Below are 7,492 nucleotides of genomic sequence, written 5' to 3'. Positions count from 1 at the left end.
TTTTCAGATTTATAGTTTTTATTGGTTTGCTTGTTGTATTCTCCGTAAACCTGTACAGCCCAGGTAAGAATTTTTTCCCTGTCTCCGCGTGTTTGTCTTTCTATTTCAGCATAAGAGACTCCTGATGAAGCGATGAGATCTTTTGCAGCAGGTAAAAGCATTTCTTTTTTGTAATCACTTAATTCTGCCGATGTTCTCGGAGTTGCAGGAGCAAGTTCCTTTTTCATTGCTACTTTTTTGATGGCTAAATTGAATTTTTGCACTGCTTCCGGCTTCGAAACGTCAGGCATTGTAGTGGTTGCCGATGATTCATTAGCACAAGACAGAATTGTAAGCATTGAAATACTTAGAAGTAAAATTGTCTTTTTCATTTTTATTAGTTTGTTTTTTGGAATGTGAAGTTGTAATTAAAACAAGAAAATAATTCGTAAAATCTTGTTTTTTAAGGTTTTATCTGGATTTAGTTTTAAATTAAATATTAATATATTATAATCCATGTTGCTCCTCCGGCTGTAAAGAGGGCGCCGTTTACTACCGGATTTGTATAACCTCCTAGATCGGAAATTATAGGCTGCCCACAAAATTTTGCCATTGTATAATATCCACCTATTGCCGTTCCGGATAGATCTTTTACCCCGAATTTTATACCCGACCATTGAGACGCCAAACTTGGAGCAACAAGTGAAGGATTGGGCGGAACGAGTGGATTAGCAAAATCGGCGTTTAATATCCATTTATCAATTAACGGAGTATTTGGATAAAGAGCATTGAAAGTCATAGTAGTTGTTAAGTCACCTTGATAATATGCTTCTCTTGGCGTTGTAGCTGAAATAGCTGGGCCAAGAATGCTTAGCCCTGTTGTGCTGTCTCTTGATTCAAGACTAGGTTGACAGCCTCCTGCAACATTGGCTTGATTATCTTTCCAAATCGTATATTCAAGAATCGTATCGGTGTAGTTTTGTATGTAAAGATCTTGTGCTGAAACACAATAAGAGACAGCAAATGTTGCCAGTAAAAGTAGTTTTCTCATAATTCTAGTTTTCAGATTTGTAGTTTTTATTGGTTTGCTTGTTGTAATCTCCATAAACTTCTACAGCCCATTTAAGGATTTTTTCTCTGTCACCTCCGGTTTGTCTTTCGATTTCAGAATACGAAACTCCAGATGATGCGATGAGGTCTTTAGCAGCTGGCAGAAGCATTTCTTTTTTATAATCGCTCAGTTCAGCAGATGTTCTTGGTGTTGAAGGAGCCGGTTCCTTTTCCATTGCTACTTTTTTGATGGCTAAATTGAATTTTTGCACCGCTTCCGGCTTCGAAACGTCAGGCATTGTGGTGGTTGCCGATGACTCATTGGCACAGGATAGAAAGGTAAGCAGAGAAAAGCTTACCAGTAAAATTGATTTTTTCATATTAATGATATTGATTTTATATTCAATAAAATTAAATATTTTTTTTAATTAATCATTAATTAGTGAAAAAAATATGTTAAAAATTAATTATAACGAAAAAAGCATCGAGAAATTCCCGATGCTTTTTATTTAAAAAATTAAATTATTTATTAAGAAGATTTTTCAACCGTCTTTTTTGTTTTCTGAGCTTTTCCGGCAAGACCGTCCTTCGCTTCATTTACATCCAAAATAATAGTTTCTCCTTCATTTAATTGTTTGTTTACCAGCATTTCAGCCAATAAATCTTCAATATATTTCTGGATCGCTCTTTTTAGAGGTCTTGCACCAAAGTCTTTATCCCAGCCTTTTTCAGAAATAAAATCTTTCGCTTCTTCAGTTAAATCAACTTTATATCCTAATTTATCAAGTCTGGTGTAAAGCTTATTCAATTCAAGATCAATGATTTTCTTGATATCTTCTTTCTCAAGAGAGTTGAAGATCACAATATCATCAATTCTGTTCAAGAATTCAGGAGCAAATGCTTTTTTAAGGGCATTTTCAATCGTTCCTCTAGCTCTTGTGTCAGAACCTGTTTTCTTAGCAGAAGTTCCGAATCCTACACCGTCACCGAAGTCTTTGATATCTCTGGTTCCTATGTTTGAAGTAAGGATGATGATTGTATTTCTAAAATCAATTTTTCTTCCTAAACTGTCTGTAACGTGGCCTTCATCTAAGATCTGCAACAAGATATTGAATACATCCGGGTGAGCTTTTTCAATCTCATCCAAAAGAACCACAGCATAAGGTTTTCTTCTTACAGCTTCTGTTAATTGTCCACCTTCTTCGTATCCAACGTATCCCGGAGGAGCTCCAACCAATCTTGAAACTGCGAATTTTTCCATGTATTCACTCATGTCGATTCTGATCAAAGATTCATCAGATTCGAAAAGTTCCCTTGCCATTACTTTAGCCAGCTCAGTTTTACCAACACCCGTTGTTCCAAGGAAAATAAATGTTCCAATTGGACGGTTTGGATCTTTAAGGCCAGCTCTGTTTCTCTGAATAGCCTTAACAACTTTCTTCACAGCATCTTCCTGACCGATTACTTTTCCGTTCAGCTTTTCGTCCATCTGAGCCAGTTTATCAAGCTCATTTTTACCGACTTTCGTTACAGGAACGCCGCTCATCATAGAAACTACTTCCGCTACATTTTCATCGGTTACGGTTTCTTTCTTCTCTTTTACATCTTTGTCCCATTTATCCTGAGCAGAATTTAATTCCATTTGAAGACGTTCTTCCTCATCTTTAAGCTTTCTTGCCTCAAGATAATCCTGAGCTTTTACAGCTTTCTGTTTCAATTCTTTGATGTCTTCAATTTTCTGTTCAAAATCAATGATTTCAGTAGGAACTTTCATGTTTTTAATATAAACACGAGATCCGGCTTCATCCATTGCGTCAATCGCTTTATCCGGTAAGAAACGGTCTGTAATATATCTTGCTGTTAAATTAACACAAGCCAGAATTGCTTCCGGAGTATACACTACATTATGATGTTCCTCGTATTTATCTTTAATCTGATTCAGGATCTGAATGGTTTCCTCAATATTGGTAGGCTCCACCATTACTTTCTGGAATCTTCTTTCCAAAGCACCATCTTTTTCAATATACTGACGATATTCATCAAGAGTTGTTGCACCAATACATTGAATCTCACCTCTTGCTAGAGCTGGTTTGAACATGTTGGAAGCATCTAAACTTCCCGTAGAACTACCTGCACCAACAATCGTGTGAAGCTCGTCGATGAATAAGATCACATCACGGTTTTTTTCTAATTCCGTCATGATGGCCTTCATCCTCTCTTCAAACTGTCCACGGTATTTTGTACCTGCTACCAAACTTGCCAAATCCAAAGTGATTACTCTTTTACCATAAAGAACTCTTGAAACTTTCTTCTGCTGAATTCTTAATGCTAAACCTTCAGCAATGGCAGATTTACCAACCCCCGGTTCACCAATAAGCAACGGATTGTTTTTCTTTCTTCTTGATAAAATCTGAGAAACTCTTTCGATTTCTTTCTCACGACCGATCACAGGATCTAATTTTCCGTCTCTTGCCAAAGAAGTAAGGTCTCTGCCAAAGTTATCCAATGTTGGAGTTTTACTTTTCGCAGACCCTAAGTTTCCTGTAGGCTTTCTCATTTGCTCAAAATCCTCTCTCTCTTCATCGTCATCATAAGCACTCATTTGTGGTGCCTGGCCGGAATTTTTCAGCATAGTTTGATATTCTTTTGATACTCCTTCATAATCAATGTCGTAAGCACCTAATATGCTTGAGGTAGGGTCTTCATATTTATATAGAATGCCTAAAAGCAAATGAACGGTATTAATTTCATTACTTTTATATTGTCTGCATTCTAACTCAGCACGTTTGATGGAATGATCCGCCATCTTAGTGAAAGAAATATTGGTAACCTCCTCAGAAATAGGATTTAGACTTGCTGTATTTAGAGTTTCAATTTTTCTTCTGATTTGTGTTAAATCCGCATTAAGGTTTTGAAGGATTTCTTTTGCAGAGTTTTCCGTTTTTATAATACCTAAAAGTAGATGTTCTGTATTGAGAAATTCACTTTTCAGCCGTTTAGCTTCGCTTTTGCTTTGTTTGAACACTTGGCTCAAACCTTGTGAAAACTTATAATCCATAATATATCTCATTAGAATAAAAGCAACATTGCCATTTATTCATTATCTAAATTACAAATATTTTACCAAAAATCAAATAATGACTTTATGGCAGAAAAAAACTTTATTATCTTATTGAAAATGATTAAGTTTGTTGTCCTCAAATTTTTTTCCATGAATCCCGAAATTGCTACTTATATCGGATATTCCGCGTCACTTTTTATTGTGCTGAGTTTTATATTGAAAGATATAAGAAAAATAAGGATTGTTAATATGATTGGCTGCATTTGCTTTGTCATTTACGGTATCTTTAGCGGAATGCTTTGGCCGGTGATTATCCCTAACGGGCTGATTTGCTTTATACAAATTTACCATTTGCTGGCAGGAAAAAAAAGTAAATGAGGAAAAAAATAATCACATCTGCTTTTAGTAATTTATATACAGATCAACGTATTGAGAAGGTCTGCAGGACTTTGCATGAAAACGGCTATGAGATTGACTTAATAGGAAATGATTGGGGCGGAGCGGAAGAAATGCAGCGACCTTATTCTTTTTCCAGAATTAAATTAATTTCTAGAAGTTTAAAAACCGCGTACTTCGAATTTAACTGGAAATTATATAAGGAATTAAAAAAGAAAGCAGATCAAAACACGATTCTTCATGCCAATGATCTTGATGCTTTACTTCCGAATTATCTTATTGCTAAAAAATTGAATATTCCTTTGATTTTTGACAGTCATGAAATTTTTTCCGAAATGCCGGCAATTCAAGGCAAAATGTCACAAAAATTATGGAGATATCTTGAGAGAAGTATCGTTCCGAAAGTGAAATTTATGATAACGGCAAGCGCAAGTTATGGAAAATGGTTCCAAAATAAATATGGAATTGATCCAATTATCGTTCAAAATGCGCCCCGAAAAATCAATTTTAATCTTGAAATTCCTGAAAATGATCCCAAAATAGTTTTATATCAAGGCGCAATAAATCCTTTTCGCGGAATTGATAAAGCAATTTTAGCAATGCATCATCTTGATAATGTAATGTTGAAAATTGCTGGAGATGGACCCCGCAAAAAAGAATATGAAGAATTAGTTATTAAAGAAAATCTTCAGCATAAAGTTCAGTTTCTAGGAAAATTAAGACCAGAAAATTTAAGAGAAATCACTGCAACGGTTGACTGCGGAATGAGCATCGAAGAGAATGGGGGAGAGAGCTATTTTTATTCTTTACCAAATAAGGTTCTTGATTGCATTCAGGCGCGAGTTCCTTTAATTTTGTCAAATCTCCCAGAAATGCAGAATATTAAAAATAAGTTTGATATTGGAGAAATCATTAAAGATCATCAACCTGTAAATATTGCTGAATCGATCAAATTAATTTTAAATAAAGGAAGGAAAAATTACCAACCCGAACTTGAGAAAGCCGCAAATGCTCTTTGCTGGGAAAATGAAGAAGTGAAATTGTTACAGGTTTTCGAAAAAGCTTCAATTTCGCAATAAACAATTGGCGGTAGCAAATGTTCTCGTTATTATATTTGCGCATAGCTTACTGCTTCAAGTCTAAAGCATAATTTAGTATCTTTGCAAAAAGAAAGTATAGAATGACCATTAAAGAAAAACAGAAGGAACTTATCGACGAATTTGCGTTTCTTGAAGACTGGGAGCAAAAATATGAGTATATCATTGATCTTGGAAAGGAATTAAAAGGACTTCCGGATGACAAAAAAGGAGATGAAAATCTTATTAAAGGTTGCCAGAGCAAAGTTTGGATTGATGCTGAGTTCAAAGACGGAAAGCTGTTTTTCGATGCAGATTCTGACGGTATTTTGCCAAAAGGGATCGTTTCTTTATTGGTGAATATTTACAGCGGGCATTCTACGCAGGAAATTTTAGACTCTGATTTCGAATTTATCTCAGAGATCGGATTACAGGAGTTTCTTTCTCCTTCCAGAGCCAATGGACTCATGGCGATGACAAAACAAATTAAATTTTATGCAGTTGCCTATCAACTAAAGTCGTAGCTGTGACCAGAATTTTAGCATATCGTTTTTCCGCTTTTGGTGATGTCGCTATGACGGCACCGGTTTTTCGTGAGTTCTTAGAACAGAATCCTGATGTTGAGATTGTCATGGTTTCAAGAAAGAATTTTGAGAGTTTATTCTCTGATATTCCGAATGTTATATTTAAAGGAATCAACTTAGATGATTATAAAGGTATTTTCGGATTACAAAGATTGGCGAATGAACTGATTAAAGAATTTCATCCCGATATGGTCGCTAATTTACATGATGTGATCAGAACGAAAATCTTAGATAAAATTTATCGACGAAAAGGACTTAAAGTATTCAAAATCAATAAAGGGAAAGAGGAAAAAGAGCAGCTAACCGATATTTGGAATTTAAATAAAATTCAATTAAGAAAAACTGTTGAACGTTACGCTGATGTATTTCGTGAGATGGGCTTTAAGGTTGACCTTTCTCATCAGTTAAGACCAACTTCAACTAATAAGTCAGGAATTGGTTTTGCGCCTTTTGCCCAACATAAAGGAAAAATGCTTCCTTTGGAAAAATCTTACGAATTGGTGAAAATTTTAGCCCAAAAACATAAGATCTATTTCTTCGGAGGCGGAAAAGAAGAGACTGAAACATTAGAAAAATGGGAAAGTCAGATTCCAAATACAAAAAGTTTATCAGGCAAATTAAGTCTTACGGAAGAGCTTACTAAAATTTCAGAATTAGAACTAATGATCTCCATGGATTCCGCAAATATGCATTTGGCGAGCTTAATGGGGACGCGATGTGTTTCTATTTGGGGTTCTACACACCCATATGCCGGTTTTTTAGGCTTCGGACAGAGTGAAGATGATGTTGTACAGGTGAGTGATCTTACGTGCAGGCCTTGCTCTGTTTTTGGGGATAAGGAATGCTATCGAGGAGATTGGGCTTGTCTGGAAGAACTTAATATTCAGAAAATAGTTGATAAAATTTAAATAGAAATTAAAAATATATAAAAAGGAGAAGCACGAATGCTTCCGCGGAGTCTTTCAATGCTAAAATAAAAAACTTCAGAGTACAATTAAGAGGCGTGCGGGATAAAGCATTTTTCGGATCAATCTCAAAAGTTGGGGAGGAAAAAAATATTGCTAATTTTGTGGAATGTTAAACGATGCCGAACTCCTCAAATTATTTTTACCTGAACTCTTGATTGAGCATTTTGAGATTGTAAAATTTGAGGAAGAAAATAAAATCCTCCACATCTATTTTGACGAGAAAAATACAGCTCCGAAAGAGTTTTCGTCTCTGTTATTGCAGTCAAAAGGTTTTGTTCCGGAAATTAGCGTTGACGATTTTCCTCTTCGTGGAAAAACAGTAAAACTCCACATCAAACGCAGAAGATGGACCGATACGAAAACCGGTAATATCATCCA

General features: G+C 35.5%; 9 protein-coding genes. 5 read left to right on the top strand and 4 right to left on the bottom strand.

From position 1 onward, the window contains the following. The 4 genes from BT156_RS21580 to BT156_RS21565 form a co-directional block, all read right to left on the bottom strand. Window positions 1-371, bottom strand: a 371-nt coding sequence (locus tag BT156_RS21580; RefSeq protein WP_139255563.1) for a hypothetical protein, incomplete at its 3' end; no start/stop codon positions are given. A gap of 107 nt (window positions 372-478) precedes the next feature. Beyond that, on the bottom strand, window positions 479-1,030 hold the full coding sequence (locus tag BT156_RS21575) for a hypothetical protein (protein WP_072412973.1): 552 nt from the start codon (window positions 1,028-1,030) through the stop codon (window positions 479-481). Window positions 1,031-1,034: 4 nt separating this feature from the next. Then, on the bottom strand, window positions 1,035-1,409 hold the full coding sequence (locus BT156_RS21570) for a hypothetical protein (RefSeq protein WP_072412972.1): 375 nt from the start codon (window positions 1,407-1,409) through the stop codon (window positions 1,035-1,037). A gap of 149 nt (window positions 1,410-1,558) precedes the next feature. Beyond that, entirely contained in the window at window positions 1,559-4,087 is a 2,529-nt protein-coding gene (locus tag BT156_RS21565) for an ATP-dependent Clp protease ATP-binding subunit (RefSeq protein ID WP_072412971.1), read from the bottom strand. 153 nt (window positions 4,088-4,240) lie between these two features. Between BT156_RS21565 and BT156_RS22435 the strand changes: the two genes are divergently transcribed. The 5 genes from BT156_RS22435 to BT156_RS21540 all read left to right on the top strand — a co-directional run. After that, the gene (locus tag BT156_RS22435) at window positions 4,241-4,468 is read left to right on the top strand and encodes a uroporphyrinogen decarboxylase (protein WP_072412975.1); all 228 of its coding nucleotides are present in this window, start codon (window positions 4,241-4,243) and stop codon (window positions 4,466-4,468) included. Continuing rightward, window positions 4,465-5,565: a glycosyltransferase gene (locus tag BT156_RS21555; RefSeq protein ID WP_072412970.1), complete on the top strand. Its 1,101-nt coding sequence runs from the start codon at window positions 4,465-4,467 to the stop codon at window positions 5,563-5,565. The genes BT156_RS22435 and BT156_RS21555 overlap by 4 nt, the downstream gene beginning before the upstream one ends. 101 nt (window positions 5,566-5,666) lie before the next feature. Continuing rightward, entirely contained in the window at window positions 5,667-6,086 is a 420-nt protein-coding gene (locus BT156_RS21550; RefSeq protein WP_072412969.1) for a SufE family protein, read from the top strand. A gap of 2 nt (window positions 6,087-6,088) precedes the next feature. Further along, window positions 6,089-7,054 carry a glycosyltransferase family 9 protein gene (locus BT156_RS21545; RefSeq protein WP_228430229.1) on the top strand — a complete coding sequence of 322 codons (966 nt, stop codon included), beginning with the start codon at window positions 6,089-6,091 and terminating at the stop codon, window positions 7,052-7,054. A 166-nt stretch (window positions 7,055-7,220) separates the two neighbouring features. Further along, window positions 7,221-7,492 (top strand): ISAon1 family transposase N-terminal region protein (locus BT156_RS21540; RefSeq protein WP_072412566.1); only part of this gene is annotated, 272 nt, incomplete at its 3' end.

Origin of the sequence: Chryseobacterium limigenitum (assembly GCF_900114875.1) — a bacterium.
In the GTDB taxonomy this organism is placed as follows: domain Bacteria; phylum Bacteroidota; class Bacteroidia; order Flavobacteriales; family Weeksellaceae; genus Chryseobacterium; species Chryseobacterium limigenitum.
This window is presented reverse-complemented; position numbering and strand designations above follow the sequence as displayed.

Excerpts from the sequence above, each read along its gene's own strand:
- BT156_RS22435 (WP_072412975.1), top strand. The coding sequence starts at position 4,241 with ATGAATCCCGAAATTGCTACTTATATCGGATATTCCGCGTCACTTTTT.
- BT156_RS21555 (WP_072412970.1), top strand. The coding sequence starts at position 4,465 with ATGAGGAAAAAAATAATCACATCTGCTTTTAGTAATTTATATACAGAT.
- BT156_RS21575 (WP_072412973.1), bottom strand. The coding sequence starts at position 1,030 with ATGAGAAAACTACTTTTACTGGCAACATTTGCTGTCTCTTATTGTGTT.
- BT156_RS21570 (WP_072412972.1), bottom strand. The coding sequence starts at position 1,409 with ATGAAAAAATCAATTTTACTGGTAAGCTTTTCTCTGCTTACCTTTCTA.
- BT156_RS21550 (WP_072412969.1), top strand. The coding sequence starts at position 5,667 with ATGACCATTAAAGAAAAACAGAAGGAACTTATCGACGAATTTGCGTTT.
- BT156_RS21565 (WP_072412971.1), bottom strand. The coding sequence starts at position 4,087 with ATGGATTATAAGTTTTCACAAGGTTTGAGCCAAGTGTTCAAACAAAGC.